Here is a 19,269-nt window from a genome sequence, read left to right as displayed (position 1 = left end):
CCGGGCCCACGCTCGCCCGGTGGCTCTCGCCACGAACGGACTGCGTCGAGCCCGGTCACCGCCTCGCGTTCGCCTCGATCCAGCCGGCGAAGGCCTCGGCGAACTTGCGCAGGAACTCCCGCGTGCCCTCGTTGACGAGCTTCCCCGCCGGGTCGAGCAGGCTCGCGACGCCGCCGACGTACGCCTCGGGCTGGGGCATCGCGGGGACGTCGAGGAAGACGAGCGACTGCCGGCGGTGATGGTTCGCGCCGAACGCGCCGAGCGCGCCCGGCGACACGCTGACGACCGCCCCCGGCTTGCCGCTCCACGCGCTGTGCCCGTACGGACGCGAGCCGACGTCGATCGCGTTCTTGAGGGCGCCCGGCACGGACCGGTTGTACTCCGGCGTGACGAAGAGCACGGCATCGGCCCGCCGGATGCGCTCGCGGAACGCGGTCCACGGCGCGGGCGCGGTCGCGCCGTCCTCGTCTTGATCGTAGAGCGGCAGCGCCCGGATCTCGACCAGCTCCAGCCTCAGCGCCGGAGGGGCGAGCTCCGCGATGGCGAGCGCGATCTTGCGGGTGAAGGACTCCTTGCGAAGGCTTCCGACGAGCACGGCGACATCGCGCGGCACGGTCATGGCTCCTCCCGCGGCGGGGCGTCGCAGCTATAGCGCGCAGGCGAGGCGGACGCCGCGCGGCGGGACGCGTCTCACGCGGGGCGGATCGCTCGCCGCCCGGCGCGCCCGCTCAGGTCGGGCTAGGGATCGTGCAGGAGAGCGATCATGGGAACCGCCCTCACCAGAACGCAGCTCGACGAGCTCCGCCGCAGGCTCGAGGAGGAGCGCGCCCGCATCCTGCGCGTCCTCCAGACACCGGTCGCCACGTCTCCGCCGGAGGCGCGGGGCCCGGAGTTCGAGGAGGAGGCGCAGCGCGAGGCGGAGCGGGATCGGGAGCTCGGCGTCGTCGCGCGGGAGCGTGCGCTCCTCGCGGAGGTCGAGCGCGCGCTCGCGAAGCTCGACGAGGGGAAGTACGGCGTGAGCGAGACGACCGGCGACCCCATCCCGTACGCGCGGCTCGCGGCGGTGCCGTGGGCGCGCCAGGGCGTGGACGAGTGAGGATTCGGCCGGCGCCGTCCCGGCGCCGATCCCGGGCGTCGTCCACGACGCCGCTCGACCGCTGCGGGCCTCGGGCCGCAGCGCGTCCTCGATGATGTCGCAGAGCTCGAGCGACGCCGCTCAGGACCCCTGCTGCGCGGGCATCATCCCGCACCCGTGCTCCTGCATCTGCGCGGCGTGCTCCCGGACCGCCGCCTGGAGCCGCTGCACGTCGGCGGGATCGTTCGGCGTCACCTCGATTCGGGCGCCGTCGGGGAGATCCTCGACGGCCGCGCGCGACGGCGGCGGCATCGTCATCCCGGGCCGGCCTCCGCCCGCCATCGGCGCGTGGCCCGCCTCGCCGGAGGCGTGGTGGAGGTTGTGCATGTCGGCCATCGCGTGGACCCTCGCGCGCAGCGCGGCCGCCTGATCCGTCGTCGTCGTGAACGTCAGCGCCTCGCCCGAGGCCGTGTCCGCCGCGGAGACCTTCGTGCCGGGGACGTCCATCGGGCACATGCCTCCCATCCCGCGCCTGGGTGCGCCCGCGGGCGGAGCGGACGCGACGCGGGAGCTGGCCGCCGACTCGGTGGTACCCGGGTGCGGGTGGCTACAGGCGACGGCGAAGAGCGCGGCCGCCGGGATCAGGAGGCGACGAGTCATGGTCCACCGCGATAGCCGGAGGCGGAGGGCGCGGCCGGAGCCGGTCGGGGGGTCGCGCATGGCAGCGAGTGAGCCCCCTCACCCTGGCCCTCCCCGGTGGGCTCAGGATTCGTAATCTCGGCGCGAAACCTGACCGTGACTGTTCGTTGTCGCCGAGGACTTCACCCAGTCTCGTCCCGGAGCGATACCTTGCCCGGAGCGTATCTATCCATCCAGTCGTCCCCGAACACCCTCCGCGCCGAGATGATGTTGTGCGACCTGCAGACGATCCGGACGTTCTCGACGGTCGAGACGCCGCCGAGCGCGACCGGCTCGATGTGATCGAATTCCAGCTGGTGGGTGGAGCCGCAGATCTCGCCGGAGGGGAGCCGGAACTGGCAGCGGCCGCCGTCCCGCTTCCACACGGCCCGCTTCACGTGCGCCGGGATGTGACCGGCCTTCGCCGGCGGCGGCGTCTTCCGCGGCTTCGAGACGAGGCCCTTCCGCTTCGCGGATTTCTCGAGGAGGAGGTCGAGGCCAGCCTCGAGGAGCTCCTCCTCCGTCGCTCCCGGGCGCGCGTGGGCAAGCGCATCCTTCGCCGCCTGGAGCTTCTTTAGGAAGCGATCGGAGACGGTGAGGTGGAACCGGCGCAGGTCAGCGGTGAGGGGGACGACCTCGGCGGGCCTGTGCGTGGGGGCAGAAGTGTTCACTTCACGCTCAGTGAGTTCGCTTGACGAACCGGGCGTGCGGTTCCCCGCCGGTCCGACCTCGAGCGAAAGGATCGGGAGGACGAAGGCGGGGCCGGCGGCGACCTCGGAGGGCGCGGTCCGCACCGGAGAGACGATGGTCCGGGTCGGCGGCGCGGGTTGCGGCTGGAGCTGCGCCACGACCTCCATCGCCTCTCGCCGGGAGAGCCCGAAGAACCGGGGTAGCACGGTCTCCCAGTTCTGGGCGGTGACCACCCTCGCGGCCTCGACGATGGAGGTCAGGCACAACCGACCCTCGCCGAGCGCCTCGCCCACCGCGGGGACCTGCTGGATCAGCTCCGCCGCGACCTTCCGGTACTGGGCCGCCGCCTTGGAGAGCCGCAGCTCGCGGTGGAGGTACGCGAACAGCGAGGCGTGCCCGAGCGTCATCCACGCCCGGCGCCGGTCGAAGTCGGCGAGCGCCACGAGGAACGCCCCGAGGGCGGAATGTTCGCGGCGGAGGAGGGAGGCGAGGTTCGCGGAGAGCGTGCGTGCGGTGTCCATGAAGAGCACTCTCGCACGCGTTTTCGATGCCTCCTGGAACGCACGGAAACGGCCCGCTGACGAGCGAACGCGGAGTAGCGCCGCCGAGCCCCCTCGGCAACTTCCAGCGCGGCATCCCGCCGAGCCAGCGCTCCAGCAGCGCCGTTCTCGCGTGAGCCCGAGCGCGAGCGGCGGTTTTCGCCCGCCCTGCGTCAAGAGCAGAGTGAAGTTCCCGTTGGGTGCGGCCGAAATTCATCCGCGCTACGCCGGCAGCAGTGCGGAGGTGGTTCACTGAGAGTGGGTTCATCTGGCGAACCGGTGCCCTGTCGGTCCACGACACGGCACACGGGCCCCTCGTCGCATCGTTCGAACATCGAAGCCCGTTCCCGCGAAGACGCTCCCCCGCGCGCCCCGCGGATCGGCTCAGCTGCGCTCCGAATCACTGGCGCCACAACACAGGCTTCTTGTGGGCCGATCCCCACCGCGACGCCCCGTCCACGCAGCTCCGCCCCGGCCGTCCCGTCTTCTCAGCCCCTTCCCCGCTCATCTGCCAGCCACGAAGCCCCCCCGCGACCACGATCGCCGACGCGCCCGCGACCACGATCGCCGACACGCCCGCGATCACGATCGCCCAAACGCCCGCGCTCACGATCTCCGACACGCCCGCGCTCACGATCGCCCACACGCCCGCGATCACGATCGCCGACGCGCGGCCCTCGCAGATAACCGGCACGGGAAGACGAGGTCCGGGCGAGGGGCCTCACCCGAGCCGCGCCATCGCGCGCGCCGCGCCCATCGCGCGCGCGAGGTCGACGGCGCGGGCGCCCGCCGCGTCGCGGCGCGATGGGTCCGCGCCGCGCGCGAGGAGCACCTCCACCACCTCGACGCGGTCGAACATCGCGGCGAACATGAGCGGCGTCCGCCCCTCCGCGTCGGCGCCGTCGACGGCGGCGCCGTGCTCGACGAGCAGCGCGGCGAGCGCGGCGTCGCCCTTGAATGCGACGCCGGCGAGCGGCGACTGGCCGCGGTCGTTGCGGAGCTCGGGGTCGGCGCCGCGCTCGAGGAGGAGTCGCGCCGCGGCGGCGTGGCCGTGGTAGGCGGCGAGCATGAGGAGGGCGTCGCCCTTCTCGTTCCGCACCTCGGGCGGGACGCCGAGGTCGAGGAGGGCCCGGAGCGCCTCGGCGTCGCCGGTGCGGGCGTGCTCGAAGGCGGACCGCACGAGCGACAGCGCCCGGTCGTCGAGCGACGCGTGGGATGGGGCGGCGCTCACGGCGACCTCCGCGCGGCGGCCGCACGCTTCGCGGCGACCGCGGCCTCGACCCGCGCGCCGTAGTCCGGGTCGGCCTTCCTGAAATGTCCGATCGACCTCGCGATCACGTCGTCGCGGCTCACCTGCGCGAGGCTGCCTGCGAGGTTCTCGACGAGCCGCTCCCTCGCATCGGGCGCCATCACCCGGTACAGCGCGCCGGCCTGCACGAAGTCGTCGTCCTCGGCGTGGTGCACCGGGGCGGCCGGGCCGACGGCCCCGGAGACCTCGTAGGCGAGGTCGTAGGCCTCGCCGGTCTGCGCCGGGCCGTCGAAGCCGTTCGGCTCGTAGCTCCGCGCGCGACCGCCGTCGTCGTCGAAGCGCATCGCGCCGTCGCGCCCATAGTTGCGCGCGCCGCCCTCGACGCCCCTCGGCGCGTTCACGGGGAGGCGCGTGTGATTCACCCCGAGCCGGTAGCGATGCGCGTCGCCGTAGGCGAAGAGGCGCGCCTGCAGCATCCGGTCCGGGGACGGCCCGATCCCGGGCACGAAGTTCGCGGGGTCGAACGCGGCCTGCTCGACCTCCGCGAAGTAGCTGTCCGGCACGCGATCCAGGACGAGCCGCCCGATCGTGACGAGCGGGTGATCGCGGTACGGCCAGACCTTGGTCAGGTCGAACGGATCGAACCGGTAGTTCGCCGCGGCCGCCGCGGGCATCACCTGCACCTTCACCGTCCAGGAAGGGAAGTCGCCGCGCGCGATGGCGTCGTACAGGTCCTGCTGGTGGTGGGTGGGATCGCTCCCGCCGATCGCCGCCGCCTCCGCGGACGTCAGGCAACGGATGCCCTGGTCGGTCTTGAAGTGGAACTTCACCCAGGAGCGCTCGCCGGCGGCGTTCACCCACTGGTACGTGTGGGAGCCGAAGCCGTCCATGTGCCGGTACGACGCCGGGATCCCGCGATCGCCGAAGAGCCAGGTGAACTGGTGCGTCGCCTCGGGCGACCGGGAGAAGAAGTCCCACACGGCGTCCGGCTCCTGCCGGTTGGTGAACGGGTCGGGCTTCTGCGAGTGGATGAAGTCCGGGAACTTGATGCCGTCGCGCAGGAAGAACACCGGGGTGTTGTTCCCGACGAGATCCCAGTTGCCGTCCTCGGAGTAGACCTTCAGCGCGAACCCGCGCGGATCGCGGGCGGTATCGGCGGCGCCGCGGGACCCGGCGACGGTGGAGAAGCGCAGGAGGACCGGCGTGCGCTTCCCCGTCCTCGCGAAGATCTTCATCCGCGTCCAGCGCGGGACGTCCGGGCTCGTCACCTCGAGGTACCCGTACGCCGCCGAGCCCACGGCGTGGACGACGCGCTCCGGGATCCGCTCCCGGTTGAACCTCGCGAGCTTTTCGATGAGGTGGTGGTCCTGCAGGAGGACGGGCCCGGTCGGCCCGGCCGTCTGGGAGTGCTGGTTGTCGGCGACCGGCGCTCCGGCCTCGGTGGTCAGGGTGGGACGGTTCGGCACGGATTCTCCTCGCGTGAGTGCTGCGTTGCGGGAGGAAGGTGCTCGCGGCGGGCGAGGGCTGCCAAGACAACGTTCCACAGATCACGATAGCCCTCCCCTATCAGCCCGGGCGCGGAGGCGCCCTCCGCGATAGAGCCTTGCCGGTGAACCGCGCCCCCCACCCCGTCACGCTCCGCCAGCTCCAGTACCTCGCCGCGATCGCGGACCTGCGCAGCTTCCGGCGCGCCGCCGAGGCGTGCCACGTCAGCCAGCCCTCGCTGAGCGCGCAGGTCGCCGAGGCGGAGCGCGCCCTCGGCGTCCGGCTCTTCGAGCGGGATCGGCGCGGCGTTCTCGTGACGCGCGCCGGGGAGGCCCTGCTCGACCGGATCCGCCGCGTGCTCGTCGAGGCCGACGATCTGGTCGAGGCCGCGCGGAGGCACGCCGACCCGCGCGCGGGGACGCTGCGGCTCGGGATCCTCCCGACGATCGGTCCCTACCTGCTCCCGGCGGCGGTCCCGGCGCTCCGCGCGGCGCTGCCGCGCCTGGCGGTGCGCTGGGACGAGGACCGCACCGCGGCGCTGGTGCGAAAGGTCGAGGCGGGCGAGCTCGACGGGGCGGTCCTCGCCGCGGAGGCCGACCTGGACGGCCTCGAGACGGCCGTGCTCGGCGAGGATCCGTTCCTCGTCGCCGTCCCGCCGGACCACCCGCTCGCGCGCGGCGAGGCGCCGGTGCGCTCCGCGGAGCTCCGCGGCACCGACGTGCTCCTGCTCGACGACGGTCACTGCCTGCGGGCGCAGGCGCTCGACGTCTGCGCCGCGGCGCGGGCGCGCGAGCTGGACTTCCGGGCGACGAGCCTCTCCACGCTCGTGCAGATGGTGGCCGGAGGTGCGGGGCTGACGCTCCTGCCCGCGCTCGCCGCCGGGACCGAGGCGCCGCGATCGGGGCTCGTGCTCCGGCCGTTCGCGCCGCCGGCGCCCGCGCGCACGCTCGTCCTCGCGTGGCGGCGCAGGTCCGCGGCGGAGCCGACGCTCCGCGAGGTGGCGGAGGTGGTCGCCCGCGCCGCGCGCGAGGTCGTCGGCGCGCGCGCTCACCCGGAGACGGGGGCGCGCTCCCGGCCCGGGAGCGCGGGGCCGCGGGCGACCCGCCGCCGGGCCGCGACGCGGAGGCCGTAGACGAGCGTCGCGAGGAGCGCGGCGTGGTGCGCGACGTCCGGCAGGGTTCGCGGGCCGTAGCGTTGCGGCGCTTCGGTGGCGCGCGCGGAGACGGGCCGTGGACGCCCCGCGCCGTCTTCGGCCAGGCGACCGCCGGTCACGCGGGTCCGCTGCGGAGGACACGTCCCGGCAGCACGCCGTCGACGACGCGTCCGGCATCGACGACGGGGACACCGGAGACGAGCACCGTCCGGATCCCTTCGGGCGCGGCGTCCGCGCGCTCCGGATCGGCGGCGTCGCGGACCGTGGCCGGGTCGAACACGGTGAGATCGGCCCAGCAGCCCTCGGCGACGCGCCCGACGCGGGCGAGCCCGAGGCGCGCCGCAGGCAGGGACGTCATCCGCCGCACCGCCTCCTCGAGCGGGACGAGCGCCAGCTCGCGGACGTACCGGCCGAGGAACCGGGGAAACGCGCCCGTCGCGCTCGGGTTCTGCGGACCGGCGCGCGTCGAGGCGGCGTTCGTCGCGATGGCGCACAGCGGGTGAAGGAGGAGCGCGCGGAGCGGCGCATCGTCGTGCCGGTCCCCCGAGAGCGCCCCGACGAGCACCGACGCACCGTTCATCCCGGCGCGGCGGGCGATGTGGAGCTGCGCGTCGGTCGGGCTCACGCCCAGGCGGTGCGCGATCTCGGCGAACGAGCGCCCCTCGAGCGGGGCGAGCGCCGGATGGCCGCCCGCGCGTCGCAGGCGCACGTCGTCGGGGCCCATCCCGAGGAGACCGCGTTGCAGCCCGGAGAGGAGCCTCAGCGCACGCGCGCCCCCGGGTCGATCGCTCTCCGGGAAGGACGCGACGAAGGCGGCCGGGAAGAGGAGCTGGATCGGACCGACGGCGACCGTGTACGGCGCCGCGTCGAAGGCGACGTCGACCCCCTCCGCCCGCGCCGCGTCGAGGCACCCCAGCACCGCGTCGCACGTGCGCCACGTGCGCCGCCCCGCGAGCATGAGGTGGGAGATCTGCAGCCGCGCTCCCGTCCCGCGCGCGAGCTCCACCAGGTCCCGGATCGCCCGGAGGTTGTGCGGTCCGCCCGCGATGGACGGTCGGTACGCGGACGACAGCCGCGTGTATGCCCGGGCGTGGACCGCGAACAGGCCGCCCTCCCGCGCGACGAGGCGAGCGAGCGCGCCGAGCTCCGCCGCGTCGGCGAACGCGCCCGGAGCGAACGCCGCGTTCGCGGAGAACCCGAGCGCGCCCGCGCGGAGCGCCTCGCGCGTCTCGTCCAGCATCGTGCGGAGCGCCTCCGGAGGCGCCGGTGACGTCGCCGCGCCCATCGCCTGCGCCCGCAGCGTGTTCTGGCCGACGAGGAACCCGACGTTCAGCGGGACGCCGTCGCCCTCCACCACGTCCAGGAACTCGCCGAAGGTGCGCCACCGCGGGACGAAGGGACCGTCGCGGAGGAACGCGCCCTGCCGCGCGAGGGCCTCCGCGCCGCCCCCCAGCACCGGCGCCGACGAGTACCCGCACGCGCCCCCGATCAGCGTCGTCACGCCCTGGCGGAGCCAGCGCGCGAGCGCCGCGGCGGCGCCTTCCTGCGCCACGGCCCAGTCCGCGTGGGAGTCGAGGTCGACGAACCCGGGCGCCACCGCGAGGCCGGACGCGTCGACGACCCGGGCGCCCGCGAGCCCGCCGGCGCGCGCCACGACCTCGATCCGTCCCCGCCGGATCCCGACATCCGCCCGGAACTGCGGCCCGCCGGTCCCGTCGATGACCAGTCCGTTCGCGACCACCAGGTCGAGGTCCACGGCGCGACGGCCTCCACTGCCGATGGTCCGGCCGCTTGCGCGGCGACGGCGCCGGACCTCGGGGTCCCCCGACCGGACGGCGCACCATGGGCGGGTACAGGCGTCATCGCCCGGTCAGATCGGCCCGCCTGGAAAGTCCACCCCGTGAGCCGGGGAACGCCGCGACACGCGCGAGCGGTTCCGGTCGGCGCACCATCCTGACGAAAGGAAGATCATGAAGAACGCGAAGAGGAATTCCCGTCCCGCCGCCGCGACGCTCGAGCCGCTCGGGGACGACGTGCTGACGGCCGTCTCCGGCGGGCGCGTGAATCTCTCGAGCATCAGCATCACGAAGGTCGTCGACAAGGCGTCCGCCAAGCTCTTCACCGCGTGCGCCTCCGGCTCCCACATCAAGGAAGCCACGCTCGTCCTCTGAGCCTCGCGCGCCACCGAGATCTCCAGGGCTCCGGTCGGAGACGGCCGGAGCCCTCGTGTCTTCCGGCGTCCTCCGTCGCTCGAGCCCGCGACCTCGATGGGCTCTCCGGTCAGCCGCCGTGCTCCGCGCCGGTCCACCTCCCGGAGCGAAGCACCGAGAGGCGGCGGGCCACGCGGTCCCCCGCAGCCGATCGTCACTCGAACCGCGACCGCACTGGAGGAGAAGCGATGAAGAAGGAAGAGAAGAAGCCCGAGACGAGGATCCTCGCGCGCCGGCTGGCGCGCCCCCTCACCGGCGACGAGCTGAGGATCGTCGCCGGGGGGATGCTGATGCGCGCCGGCGCCGTCAGCGGGTCGTCGTCGGTGCGCCTCGCCGACACGTGGTCGGGCACGGGCTGTCCCGAGAACGACTGCGACTGCTGATCCAGCTGCCTTCACCGCGTCCACCGTGAGCGCGCCCGAGGAGAGGGCGCGCTCACGGTGACGCGGGTTCCTCGAACGCGCGAGAGCTCCCGTGAGCACGTTGATCCTGGGCTTCCCGAACGACATCCACATCCACGCGGTCCGCTGGGCGCTGGATCAGGTCTCCGCCCGGAGCGAGGTCCTCTACACGTCGGATCTCCCGCAGGTGGCGCGGACGTCGATCCGCGTGGGCGGCGGAGCGCCGCCGCGCGCGCAGCTCCGCCTCGGCGCGCTCCGCTACGAGACGGGAGCGTTCGACGCGGTGTGGTTCCGGAGGTCGGGCCGGCCGGTGCGGCCCCACGGGATGACGGACGCCGACTGGACCATCACCGAGCGCGAGTGCGACCACCACGTCCGGGCGCTCCGGCGCCAGCTCGGCCCCGGCGCGCGGTGGCTCAACGACCCGGACGCGCGGGAGCGAGCGCTCCTGAAGCCGCTGCAGCTCGAGGCCGCGCAGGCGACGGGGTTCGCCGTCCCCGAGACGCTGTTCAGCAACGATCCGGACGAGATCCGCGCCTTCTACTCCGAGTTCCGCGAGTGCGGCGTCGTCTTCAAGCTCAACGTCATGGCGAACTGGCATGCGCAGGCCGCCGGCGATCGGTTCGCCCTGTTCACGACGGTGCTCCGCGAGGACGACCTGCGCGACGACGAGGCCATCTCGAGCTGTCCCGGGATCTACCAGCGCAAGATCGAGAAGAGGTACGAGCTACGCGTGACCTGCATGGACGAGGCGTGCTTCGCCGCGCGGCTCGATTCCCAGGAGCGGGACGGGACGCGGACCGACTGGCGAGCGGACTTCAGCCGCCCGCTCCCTCCGCGCCCGGTCGCCCTGCCCCGCCACGTCGAGCAGCGGTGCCTCGCGTTCATGAAGCGCATGGGGCTCGCCTTCGGCTGCATCGATCTCATCGTGACGCCGGAGGGCGAGTACGTCTTCCTCGAGGTCAACGAGATGGGCCAGTTCCTGTGGGTCGAGGAAGGTGAGCCCGCCTTCCCGCTGCTGCGTGCGTTCGCGACCCTCCTCGTCGAGCGGAAGCTCTCCCCCGGGTCCAGGCTGGTCGGGACCGACGCGCTGAGCTACCGGTCGTTCCTCGCGTCGGGCGCCTGGGAGGCGGGCCGGCTGGAGGACGCCGAGCGGCACGCAGCGTTCGAGGCTCGGGGCGTGGGGGTCGAGCCGTAGCGCGCCCCGCGCAGCCGCGGCGCGGGAGGGCCACTCGCCCCCCGAGCCCCCGACGCGTCACACCTCGCCCCGGTCGTGTCGACCCTCCGGGCGGATGGCGCCCCCGCCCGGAGCGGCGCGAGCATGAGCTGGAGCGCGACCTGCGGCGGGGCGAGGCGCCCGGCCCCGATCGCGCTGGAGGAGCGGCGTGCGGACCGGACGGCGAGCCTTCCTCGCGACCGCGGCGGCGGGCACGGCCCTCGCCGCGTGTGGCGGCTGCGCGTCGACGACGCCGCCCGGGCCGCGAACGCACGCGCTCCCGGAGGCGCCGCGCCCGCCGGACGAGAGCACCGTCGCCGTCGTGCGCGTCGATGCCTTCCGCACGCTGCGCGACGCGGTCGTCCAGGCGATCCGGCTCGCGGGCGGGCTCGCGTTCGTCCGTCCCGGCGATCGGGTGCTGCTGAAGCCGGCGGTGAACAGCGCGCGGCCGTACCCCGCCACCACCGATCCCGAGGTCGTGGCCATCGTCGCGGCGCTCGTGCGTGATGCCGGCGGGCAGGCCTTCGTCGCCGACCGGACCATGTTCCTGCGGTCGACGTGGTCGGCGTTCGAGCGGACCGGGATCCTGGGCGCCGCGCGCGACGCCGGCATCCCGTGCATCGCGCTGGACGAGGAGCCGGTGGTCGCGATCGTCCATCCGCTCGCGACGCACTGGACGAGCCGGACGATCCGGGTCTACCGGACGGCGGCCGAAGCGGACCACGTGATCGACCTCTGCACGCCGCGGACGCATCGGCTCGCGGGGTTCACGATGGCGATGAAGAACTGCGTCGGCGTGGTGGGAGGCGCGGCGCGCCTCGGCATGCACCTGGGCTCGGGATTCCGGGAGCGGCTCGCCGAGATCTCGGCCGCATTCCGCCCGTCGCTCGCCGTCCTCGACGGCCGCATGGGGTTCGCGGACGGTGGCCCGGACGAGGGCGATCTGGTCCGGCCCGGGTTCGTCGCCGCGAGCACGGATCCGCTCGCCCTGGACGTCGTGGGCGTCGCCCACCTGCGGCTCGCGGGCACGAACGACGCCATCGGGCGCGGCTCGGTGTGGCGCATCCCCGTCATCCGGCGCGCCGCCGAGATCGGCGTCGGCGCGACCGAGGCCGGCAGGATCCGGATCGTCGGCCTCCCGCCCGAGCTCGAGGCCCGGATCCGGGGCGAGCTGGGATGACGGTGCGAGCGCCGGGCGGGCGCGCGGTCGGGCAAGCGGGCTCGCATGCGAGCGACGGGGAGACGTCAGGAGATCGACGTCATTCGCGGTCGTGGCTCGACGGTCCCACCACGACCGGCTTCGAAACCCGCCCGCCCCGAGCCTGGCGCAGGGCGCCCCGCCGAAGCCGCTCCGGGTCGCCCATCGTCCCCCAGGTGGAACGGTCCGTTCCCCGGGGCGCGCTTGTGGCGCCCGGCCCCGTGGTTACGGATCAGGGCATGACGGAACGCGGAACGAAGGACGTGATCTCCCCCATCGCCGTGAGCGACGGCGCCGGGGTTCGGCTGAAGCGGAGCATCGCGACGGAGCGGCTCGACCACCTCGACCCGTTCTTCCTGTTCGACAACTTCGGGTCGGAGCGCCCGGACGACTACCTCGCCGGGTTCCCGATGCACCCGCACCGCGGGATCGAGACGATCACGTACATGCTGGACGGCAGCGTCGCCCACCGTGACAGCATCGGCAACTCGGGCGTGATCGGCGCCGGCGACGTGCAGTGGATGACCGCGGGGAGCGGCATCCTCCACGAGGAGATGCCGAAGGCCGGCCCGCGGCGCCTCGACGGCTTCCAGATCTGGGTGAACCTCCCGCGGAAGCTCAAGATGACGCGGCCGCGCTATCAGGACGTGCCGTCGTCGAAGATCCCCGAGGTGGCGCGCGCGGACGGGGCGCGGATCCGGGTGGTCGCGGGCCACGTGGACGGCGTGAACGGCGCCGTGAAGGAGATCTTCGCGGATCCGACCTACCTCGACGTGGTCCTGCCCGCGGGCAAGACGTTCGAGCAGCCCGTCCCCCGCGGGCAGACCGCGCTCCTCTACGTCTTCCAGGGCGAGGTCGTGGTCGGCGGCGCCGCGCCGTCGCGCGGCGGCCAGGCCATCCGCGCGCCGCACCTCGTGGTCCTGGACGACGGCGACGTGGTCCGGGTCCACGCGGGCGCCGCGCCGGCGCGCTTCCTGCTCCTCTCCGCGCAGCCGCTCGACGAGCCGTTCGCGCGCTGGGGGCCGTTCGTCATGAACACGCAGGACGAGGTCCGGCAGGCGCTGCAGGAGCTGCGTGACGGGACCTTCATCAAGCCTTGATCGCGACGGCTCGCCGGGCCCGCAGGTGCCGGCGCGTCAGTAGGCGAACGGGACCAGGCCGGCGTCGCTCGCGACGTTCCTCACGACGTACCGGGCCGTCACCGACGTCGGCGTCGGCTTCAGGGCGCTCGTCGCCCTGACCAGGATGACGCCGTTGGTTCCCTCCCACGTGGTGTCGAACGTGACGTTGAGCCCGCCACCGGCGGATTGCGCGCGCGCGCAGGTCGGTGGCGAGGACCCCACCCACGCCTCGCCCTGCCGGCTCACGATCGCCACGCTCAGCGTGCACTGGGAGGATTCGACGTCGACGCCGTTCGACGAGACGACGTTCACGTATGCGACGACGCCGCCCGCTTCCATCGAGGTCGGCAGCGCGAGCCCGAAGAGCGTCGAGAAGACGTTGTTCGGAACCACGGCCGAGCCCGCGAAGTCGGCGCCCGCACCCGGCGTGCCAGCTGGCCCCGGCGGTCCCGCCGGCCCCGCCGGTCCGGGTTCGCCTGCGGGCCCTATAGGTCCGGCCGGACCGGTGGCCCCCGCGGGGCCGGGCGCACCGACGGCTCCGGCCGCGCCCTGGATCCCTTGCGGGCCGGAAGGGCCGGGCGGGCCCCCGGGCGTGCCGGGCTCACCCTTCTCGCCGGGTGAACCGGGCGGCCCCTGCGGGCCGTACTCGCTGCAACCCGCGATGATCAGGGCAGCCATGACGGCGCCAAGTCTCATCGTCCCCTCCGCGTTCGGCTCGTCGTAGCGAGCGACTCGGTGAGGATGCGAGTACGCCTCCTGCGTTCTGTCGTCACGCAGGCCCATGGGTGCAAAGGTGGAGCCCATCGAATGTGCTATCGGACGGCGACATGCGCGCGGTCGTGCTCGCCTGCATCGCCTCGACGATTCCGCTGCTCGCCGCGGCCGACGAAGACGCGGCGGGCGGCGAGCTCCTCGCGGTGCGGACGAGCGGGAAGATCGAAGTCGACGGCAGGCTCGACGAGCCGGCCTGGCGAGACGCGACGCCATTCGCCGCGTTCGTGGAGCTCTATCCGAACGAAGGGGCCACCCCGACCGAGCGCACCGAGGTGCGCTTCCTGTACGACGACGACCAGCTCTACGTCGGGATCGTCTGCCACGATTCGCAGCCCGAGCGGATCTCGCGCGCCATGGGGCGGAGGGACCACGTCCCTCCGAGCGACATGGTGGCGATCGCCATCGACTCGGCTCACGATCATCGGACCGGGTACTACTTCATCCTCAACGCCGCGGGCGTGCAGGAGGACCGGCTCCTCCACGACGACACGGGCGAGACCGACGAGTGGGACGCGGTCTGGGATGGCGCAGCCGCGTCCCTGCCGAACGGCTGGTCGGCGGAGCTCGCCATCCCGCTGCGGGTCCTCCGCTTCGAGCGATCCGATGCGCTGGTCTTCGGCGCGTACGTGCAGCGCAAGATCGCGCGGACGCACGCCGTCCTCGCGTCGAAGCTCATCCCGCTCGGCGCCGGGGCGTTCGTGTCGCAGTTCGGAGAGCTGCGGATGGGCGCGGTGGAGCCCAGGCGCGAGCTCGAGCTCATGCCCTTCGTCGCCACGCGCTTCACGATGCGGCCCGAGCACTCCGACGCCGCGAACCCCCGCGTCGGCGATCCGTCGGGCGACGTGGGGCTCGACTTCCACGCCCGGCTCACCTCCGGCGTGGGCGTCACCGGGACGGTGAACCCCGACTTCGGACAGGTGGAGGCCGATCCCGTCATCCTCAACCTGACGCGGTTCGAGCCCTTCTTCCCGGAGAAGCGACCGTTCTTCATGGCGGGCATGGATCTCTTCCAGCCCGTCGCCGGGGAGAGCGGGGACGTCCCGCAGCAGGTGGTCTACTCGCGGCGCGTGGGGCTCGACGCCCCGATCCTGGCCGCCGCGAAGATCGGCGGCGACCTCGCGCCCGGCTTGCAGGTGGGCTTCATCGAGGCGTTCGTGGCGGGCGCGTCGGCTCCTGCGTGGAGCGGGACGGGGCCGGACCGCCGGCTCGGGGTTCGATGGGCCCAGCCGCTCCACTTCGGCCCGAACGACCTGCTGCCCGCGGTCGCCCCGACGCCCGAGAACTTCCTCGCCGGCGTCGTGCGCAGGTCGCTCGGGGCGAACTCGTGGATCGGGCTCGCGGGTGCGCTCGCCACGCCCGTCGGCCCGCGCTGCAGCGGTGCGGACGTGCGGCTCGATGACCCGCCCGCCGCGTGCGACGCCGTCGGAGGGAACGCCGGTGCGTTCCAGTGGGACCTGCGCTCGCACCGGAGCGAGTACGGGTTCGCGGGCCAGGTCGCCTTGTCGCAGGTGGTCGGCGGTCCGCCGGCGCGCACGCTCGCCGACGGGACCTCGCTCCGCCGCGGCGACGTCGGGTTCGGCGCCTACGCCAGCGCGGGGAAGACCGGCGGCGAGCCGTGGCGGGCGTGGGTCGCGTACGAGCTCGCGACCCCACGCCTCGACCTCAACGCCGCCGGATACCAGCCCGACCAGAACCTTCACCAGGTGCGCCCGACGCTGGCCTTCGTGCGCGAGAGCGGGTTCGGACCGCTGCACCGGTTCTCGGCGGACGTGTCCGTCCCGGCGAGCTGGTCCGCCGACGGGCGCGCGCTGCTGCGGCGAGCGGGGATCCGGTCGAGCGTGAGCGTCACGCTGAGCGGCTTCCACGACGTGAGCTGCGACGGCGGCTACGACGCGCCGAGCTGGGACCAGCGCGAGATCTACGCGCTCGGGATCCCCTATCGCCGGCCGGCGAGCGCCGACGCGGGCTGCAGCCTCTCGACCGACGCGCACCGGACGGTCGCGCTCGGGTTGAGCGGACGTGTCACGCGCGTCCTCCCCGCCGCGGGACTGCCCGGCGCGCGGGCCTGGCAGGTCGGAGCGTCGGCCGCCCTGCGCCCGAGCCCGGCGCTCGAGACGCGGCTGGGGCTGGACGCGAGCGGAGACCCCATCCCCGGCCGGTTCCTCGAGGAGGACGGGGATCAGCTCCGCTTCGGCGATCTCGCGGCGCGATCGCTCTCGCTGACGCTGCGCGAGCAGGTGGTCGCCACGCCGCGGCTCTCGTTCATCGGTTACCTGCAGCTCTTCACCGTCGACGGCCGTTACCACGCCTACTACGCGGCGGCGCGCTCGGCGCGCATCGAGCCGGGCGATCTCCGCCCGGTCGGGGCGCCTTCACCTGCAGCGGACTTCCGCAGCGTGAGCCTCCGGCTGAACCTGGTGCTGAGGTGGGAATACCGGCCCGGGTCCACCGTCTTCGTCGTGTACTCTCGGTCGCAGGAGGGAGACACGGGGGTCTCCGGTGGCGGGGTCGCGACGCTCCTCCCCTCCCGCCTGGGCTCCACCCCCGCCACGGACGCCTTCCTGGTGAAGTGGACGCTCTGGACCCGGATCTGAGCGCGGCGACGAACCGCGGCGTCCGCGTGGGTTGGACTGCTCGTTCTTCAGGATTCCTTCAGGCCGCGAAGCTGATGATGCGAGCTACCCACTCACGGGAGGAGGACCGCATGATGTTCGCCGAGCTCGTCCCTGCGTTGAACCACTCGTGTGGCGGCAAGACGAAGAAGACGAAGAAGACGAAGAGCTGCAAGACCAAGACGAAGACCCGGACGCGGAAGCACGGCGGCGGCTGCCGCTGAACCCGGCGTCGGCAGGGGCCTCCGGGTCCCTGCCGACGGTCCTGCGATGCCGCGGCCTCGGCGTGAGGAGCCCGCCTCGAGCGCACCGACTCCCATCCGGAAGCTCTTCCGGGCCTTCGGGCGGGACCTCGCGCCGTTCCGCGCCTCGATCGCCGCCCTCGTCGTCGCGAGCATGCTGTCGCCGGCACTCGAGACGGCGGCCGTCTGGCTGTTCAAGCTGGTCGTCGACCGGGTGCTCGTCCCGCGGGCGCTGGCGCCGCTCGGGTGGCTCGCGCTGCTCCTGACGTGCGTGGCGATCGCGGACGGCGCCGTCGCGTTCGCGGATCGTCTGCTCTCCACCTCGGTATCGGAGCGGTTCCTGCTCGCCCTGCGCGCGCGGGTGCTCCGGCACGTCCTCGGGCTGTCGCTCGACGGCCTCGAGCGGCGGCGCCTCGGGGACGTCCTGTCCCGCCTCACCGGCGACAGCGCCTCGATCGAGTCGTTCCTCGTGTCGGGGCTCACGGCGGCGCTCGCCGACGTCCTGCGCGTGATCTTCTTCGCGACGGCGCTCTTCGTGATCGACTGGCGCCTCGCGGCCGTGGCGCTCGTGGCGCTCCCGCTCTTCGCCCTCGCGGTCCGGCGCTTCACGGGCCGCATTCGCGAGATCGCGCGGGAGGCGCGCCGGCGCGCCGGCGCCGTCAGCGCCGTGGCGGAGGAGAGCCTCTCGAACGCCGCGCTGGTGCAGGCGTACGGACGGGAGCAGGACGAGGTGGATCGCTTCCGGCGCGAGGGGCTCGCTGGCGTGGCTGCGCAGCTCTCCGCCGCGCGGCTGCGTGGCCTGCTCGCCCCGCTCGTCGACCTCATCGAGCTCGCCGGCGGCCTGGCGGTGATCGCCATCGGCACCGGGGAGCTGTCCGCGGGGCGCGTCACGCTCGGCGGCCTCCTCGTGTTCGTCACCTACGTCGGCAAGCTCTACCAGCCGGTGCGCGGCCTCGGGACCTTCGTGACCAGCGCTCACTCCGCAGCGGCCGCGGCGGAGCGCATCGTCGAGCTGCTCGAGCAGCGACCGAGCGTGGAGGATCGCCCCTCCGCGCGTCCGCTCCTCGGGGCTCGCGGCGAGGTCGTCTTCGAGGACGTGTCCTTCCGGTATCCGGGCGCGGCCCGGGACGCGCTCTCGGGCGTCTCGTTCCGCGTTCGGCCCGGCGAGCTCCTCGCCGTGGTGGGCGCGAGCGGGTCGGGCAAGTCCACGATCGTGAACCTGCTCCTCCGGTTCTACGAGCCCACCCGGGGCCGGATCCTCGTCGACGGCCACGACCTCCGCGACCTCACGCTCCGATCGCTCCGCGACGCCACGGCGCTCGTGCTGCAGGAGACGCTCCTGCTGCACGCGAGCATCCGCGAGAACGTGGCGTACGGGCAGCCCGGCGCCGACGACGCGGCCATCGCGCGTGCCGTGCACGCCGCCGATCTGGACGGCGTGGTCGCGGCGCTGCCGGAGGGGCTCGACAGCACGGTGGGGCAGCGGGGCCGTCGCCTCTCGGGCGGCGAGCGCCAGCGGCTCGCGCTCGCGCGCGCGCTGGTCCGTGGCGCGCCCATCCTCCTCCTCGACGAGCCCACGGCGGCCCTCGACGCCGCCGCGGCGGACCGCGTGCTCGCGCCGCTGCAGCGCGCCATGAGCGGCCGCACCACGATCCTCGTGTCGCACGACATCTCGACGATCCGGTCGGCGACGACGATCGTCGTCCTCGACGGCGGGCGCGTGGTGGAGCGCGGGACGCACGCGGCGCTCGCCGCGCGGGGTGGCCCGTACGCGCGCCTGCTCCGCGCACGGGAGCGAGACGCCGCGACGCCCCGGGTGATCGCATGAGGCTCTCGCCGGCGTACCGCACGCTGCGCCTCCTCCGGCAGAACGGCGACGTCGGCGTCTACGACGCGTGGAGCGTGGTCCGTGGCTGCCGGTGCGTCGCCAAGGTCCTGCGCAGCGGGCGCTTCGATCGGCCCGCCGGGCGGCGCGCGCTGCGCGCCGAGGCCGCCCTCCTCCTCTCGCTCTCGCACCCGCACATCGTGCGCGCCTACGAGCTGCTGCAGCGGCCACGGCTGGCGCTGATCATGGAGACGCTCCCGGGCGAGACGCTGTCACACCTCGTTCGGCGCACGGGTCCCCTGCGACCGCGCGACGTCGCGATGCTCGGGCGGCAGCTCTGCTCGGCTCTCCACTACCTGCACGGGGTCGGCGTCCTGCACCTCGACGTCAAGCCGTCGAACATCGTGTGCCAGGGCGGCCTGGTGCGTCTCCTGGACCTCGGGATCGCACGCGCTCCGGGGCGGGGGGTGCCCGGGATCGGGACCGCGACGTACATGGCTCCGGAGCAAGCCCGGGGCGACTTCCTCACTGCCGCGACGGACGTGTTCGCGCTGGGGGCCGTCCTGTTCGAGGCCGCGACGGGGGCGCCGCCATTCCGTTCCGACGGCGCGCGGAATCGCTACGAGCAGCTCGAGCGCCGCGCGCCGCGCGTGGGCACCGTTCGCCGCCATCTCCCCACTGCGCTGTCGGAGACCATCGACTCCAGCATGGAGCCGGAGCCGGCGCGGCGTCCTCCACTGCCCGTCATCCGCCGAGCTCTCGAGCGGGTATCACCGCCCGCGTGAGCGTGCGGCATGACCG

19 protein-coding genes are annotated in these 19,269 nt (G+C 73.8%); 11 read left to right on the top strand and 8 right to left on the bottom strand.

Going from position 1 to position 19,269, the window contains the following annotated elements; translation table 11 throughout:
• Window positions 1-55 precede the first annotated feature (55 nt).
• Window positions 56-619 (bottom strand): NADPH-dependent FMN reductase, encoded by a 564-nt coding sequence (locus tag AMOR_RS21015; RefSeq protein ID WP_248353758.1) that lies wholly within the window; start codon window positions 617-619, stop codon window positions 56-58.
• Between the two features lie 144 nt (window positions 620-763).
• Here AMOR_RS21015 and AMOR_RS21010 point away from each other — a divergent pair, with 144 nt between their 5' ends.
• Window positions 764-1,096: a TraR/DksA family transcriptional regulator gene (locus AMOR_RS21010; protein WP_248353757.1), complete on the top strand. Its 333-nt coding sequence runs from the start codon at window positions 764-766 to the stop codon at window positions 1,094-1,096.
• A gap of 120 nt (window positions 1,097-1,216) precedes the next feature.
• Here the strand turns inward: AMOR_RS21010 and AMOR_RS21005 are convergent, their stop codons facing one another.
• From AMOR_RS21005 to AMOR_RS20985, 5 genes are all read right to left on the bottom strand, one after another.
• A complete protein-coding gene (locus AMOR_RS21005; RefSeq protein WP_248353756.1) occupies window positions 1,217-1,735 on the bottom strand; it encodes a hypothetical protein in 519 nt (172 codons plus the stop codon).
• A 161-nt stretch (window positions 1,736-1,896) separates the two neighbouring features.
• Entirely contained in the window at window positions 1,897-2,964 is a 1,068-nt protein-coding gene (locus tag AMOR_RS21000; protein ID WP_248353755.1) for an HNH endonuclease, read from the bottom strand.
• A gap of 418 nt (window positions 2,965-3,382) precedes the next feature.
• Window positions 3,383-3,676, bottom strand: coding sequence for a hypothetical protein (locus AMOR_RS20995; protein ID WP_248353754.1), 294 nt, complete (start codon window positions 3,674-3,676; stop codon window positions 3,383-3,385).
• Window positions 3,677-3,703: 27 nt separating this feature from the next.
• Window positions 3,704-4,213, bottom strand: a complete 510-nt coding sequence (locus AMOR_RS20990) for an ankyrin repeat domain-containing protein (protein ID WP_248353753.1) — start codon at window positions 4,211-4,213, stop codon at window positions 3,704-3,706.
• Window positions 4,210-5,697, bottom strand: a complete 1,488-nt coding sequence (locus AMOR_RS20985; RefSeq protein ID WP_248353751.1) for a catalase — start codon at window positions 5,695-5,697, stop codon at window positions 4,210-4,212. The genes AMOR_RS20990 and AMOR_RS20985 overlap by 4 nt, the downstream gene beginning before the upstream one ends.
• Before the next feature lie 143 nt (window positions 5,698-5,840).
• Between AMOR_RS20985 and AMOR_RS20980 the strand changes: the two genes are divergently transcribed.
• On the top strand, window positions 5,841-6,848 hold the full coding sequence (locus tag AMOR_RS20980; RefSeq protein ID WP_248353750.1) for a LysR substrate-binding domain-containing protein: 1,008 nt from the start codon (window positions 5,841-5,843) through the stop codon (window positions 6,846-6,848).
• Window positions 6,849-6,984: 136 nt separating this feature from the next.
• Here AMOR_RS20980 and AMOR_RS20975 read toward each other — a convergent pair whose 3' ends face one another.
• Window positions 6,985-8,625: an N-acyl-D-amino-acid deacylase family protein gene (locus AMOR_RS20975; RefSeq protein ID WP_248353741.1), complete on the bottom strand. Its 1,641-nt coding sequence runs from the start codon at window positions 8,623-8,625 to the stop codon at window positions 6,985-6,987.
• Between the two features lie 214 nt (window positions 8,626-8,839).
• On the opposite strand from AMOR_RS20975, the gene AMOR_RS20970 reads away from it, so the two are divergent.
• From AMOR_RS20970 to AMOR_RS20950, 5 genes are all read left to right on the top strand, one after another.
• A complete protein-coding gene (locus tag AMOR_RS20970; protein ID WP_248353739.1) occupies window positions 8,840-9,040 on the top strand; it encodes a type VI secretion system tube protein Hcp in 201 nt (66 codons plus the stop codon).
• Between the two features lie 227 nt (window positions 9,041-9,267).
• The gene (locus AMOR_RS20965) at window positions 9,268-9,462 is read left to right on the top strand and encodes a hypothetical protein (protein ID WP_248353737.1); all 195 of its coding nucleotides are present in this window, start codon (window positions 9,268-9,270) and stop codon (window positions 9,460-9,462) included.
• A gap of 91 nt (window positions 9,463-9,553) precedes the next feature.
• Entirely contained in the window at window positions 9,554-10,678 is a 1,125-nt protein-coding gene (locus AMOR_RS20960) for a hypothetical protein (RefSeq protein ID WP_248353735.1), read from the top strand.
• A 187-nt stretch (window positions 10,679-10,865) separates the two neighbouring features.
• Window positions 10,866-11,876 carry a DUF362 domain-containing protein gene (locus AMOR_RS20955; RefSeq protein WP_248353733.1) on the top strand — a complete coding sequence of 337 codons (1,011 nt, stop codon included), beginning with the start codon at window positions 10,866-10,868 and terminating at the stop codon, window positions 11,874-11,876.
• A 257-nt stretch (window positions 11,877-12,133) separates the two neighbouring features.
• Complete coding sequence (locus AMOR_RS20950) at window positions 12,134-12,994, top strand: pirin family protein (RefSeq protein ID WP_248353732.1); 861 nt, start codon at window positions 12,134-12,136, stop codon at window positions 12,992-12,994.
• Between the two features lie 36 nt (window positions 12,995-13,030).
• On the opposite strand, the gene AMOR_RS20945 is transcribed toward AMOR_RS20950, so the two are convergent.
• A complete protein-coding gene (locus AMOR_RS20945; RefSeq protein ID WP_248362673.1) occupies window positions 13,031-13,408 on the bottom strand; it encodes a hypothetical protein in 378 nt (125 codons plus the stop codon).
• 434 nt (window positions 13,409-13,842) lie between these two features.
• Between AMOR_RS20945 and AMOR_RS20940 the strand changes: the two genes are divergently transcribed.
• The 4 genes from AMOR_RS20940 (at window position 13,843) to AMOR_RS20930 (ending at window position 19,253) form a co-directional block, all read left to right on the top strand.
• Window positions 13,843-16,383, top strand: coding sequence for a DUF5916 domain-containing protein (locus AMOR_RS20940; RefSeq protein WP_248353731.1), 2,541 nt, complete (start codon window positions 13,843-13,845; stop codon window positions 16,381-16,383).
• Between the two features lie 110 nt (window positions 16,384-16,493).
• On the top strand, window positions 16,494-16,625 hold the full coding sequence (locus tag AMOR_RS29665; RefSeq protein WP_256468086.1) for a hypothetical protein: 132 nt from the start codon (window positions 16,494-16,496) through the stop codon (window positions 16,623-16,625).
• Window positions 16,626-16,671: 46 nt separating this feature from the next.
• On the top strand, window positions 16,672-18,471 hold the full coding sequence (locus AMOR_RS20935; protein ID WP_248353730.1) for an ABC transporter ATP-binding protein: 1,800 nt from the start codon (window positions 16,672-16,674) through the stop codon (window positions 18,469-18,471).
• Window positions 18,468-19,253: a serine/threonine-protein kinase gene (locus tag AMOR_RS20930; RefSeq protein WP_248353729.1), complete on the top strand. Its 786-nt coding sequence runs from the start codon at window positions 18,468-18,470 to the stop codon at window positions 19,251-19,253. Before AMOR_RS20935 ends, AMOR_RS20930 begins: the two co-directional genes overlap by 4 nt.
• Window positions 19,254-19,269: the final 16 nt, after the last annotated feature.

Origin of the sequence: Anaeromyxobacter oryzae (genome assembly GCF_023169945.1) — a bacterium.
Classification (GTDB): domain Bacteria; phylum Myxococcota; class Myxococcia; order Myxococcales; family Anaeromyxobacteraceae; genus Anaeromyxobacter; species Anaeromyxobacter oryzae.
The sequence above is the reverse complement of the archived record's forward strand: the minus strand, read 5'-3'. Positions and strand labels throughout refer to the sequence as shown.

What these genes read in the sequence shown, in the direction of transcription:
- AMOR_RS21015 (WP_248353758.1), bottom strand. Translation starts at nt 619, where the DNA reads ATGACCGTGCCGCGCGATGTCGCCGTGCTCGTCGGAAGCCTTCGCAAG.
- AMOR_RS21010 (WP_248353757.1), top strand. Translation starts at nt 764, where the DNA reads ATGGGAACCGCCCTCACCAGAACGCAGCTCGACGAGCTCCGCCGCAGG.
- AMOR_RS21005 (WP_248353756.1), bottom strand. Translation starts at nt 1,735, where the DNA reads ATGACTCGTCGCCTCCTGATCCCGGCGGCCGCGCTCTTCGCCGTCGCC.
- AMOR_RS21000 (WP_248353755.1), bottom strand. Translation starts at nt 2,964, where the DNA reads ATGGACACCGCACGCACGCTCTCCGCGAACCTCGCCTCCCTCCTCCGC.
- AMOR_RS20970 (WP_248353739.1), top strand. Translation starts at nt 8,840, where the DNA reads ATGAAGAACGCGAAGAGGAATTCCCGTCCCGCCGCCGCGACGCTCGAG.
- AMOR_RS20965 (WP_248353737.1), top strand. Translation starts at nt 9,268, where the DNA reads ATGAAGAAGGAAGAGAAGAAGCCCGAGACGAGGATCCTCGCGCGCCGG.
- AMOR_RS20950 (WP_248353732.1), top strand. Translation starts at nt 12,134, where the DNA reads ATGACGGAACGCGGAACGAAGGACGTGATCTCCCCCATCGCCGTGAGC.
- AMOR_RS20940 (WP_248353731.1), top strand. Translation starts at nt 13,843, where the DNA reads ATGCGCGCGGTCGTGCTCGCCTGCATCGCCTCGACGATTCCGCTGCTC.
- AMOR_RS29665 (WP_256468086.1), top strand. Translation starts at nt 16,494, where the DNA reads ATGATGTTCGCCGAGCTCGTCCCTGCGTTGAACCACTCGTGTGGCGGC.
- AMOR_RS20935 (WP_248353730.1), top strand. Translation starts at nt 16,672, where the DNA reads ATGCCGCGGCCTCGGCGTGAGGAGCCCGCCTCGAGCGCACCGACTCCC.
- AMOR_RS20930 (WP_248353729.1), top strand. Translation starts at nt 18,468, where the DNA reads ATGAGGCTCTCGCCGGCGTACCGCACGCTGCGCCTCCTCCGGCAGAAC.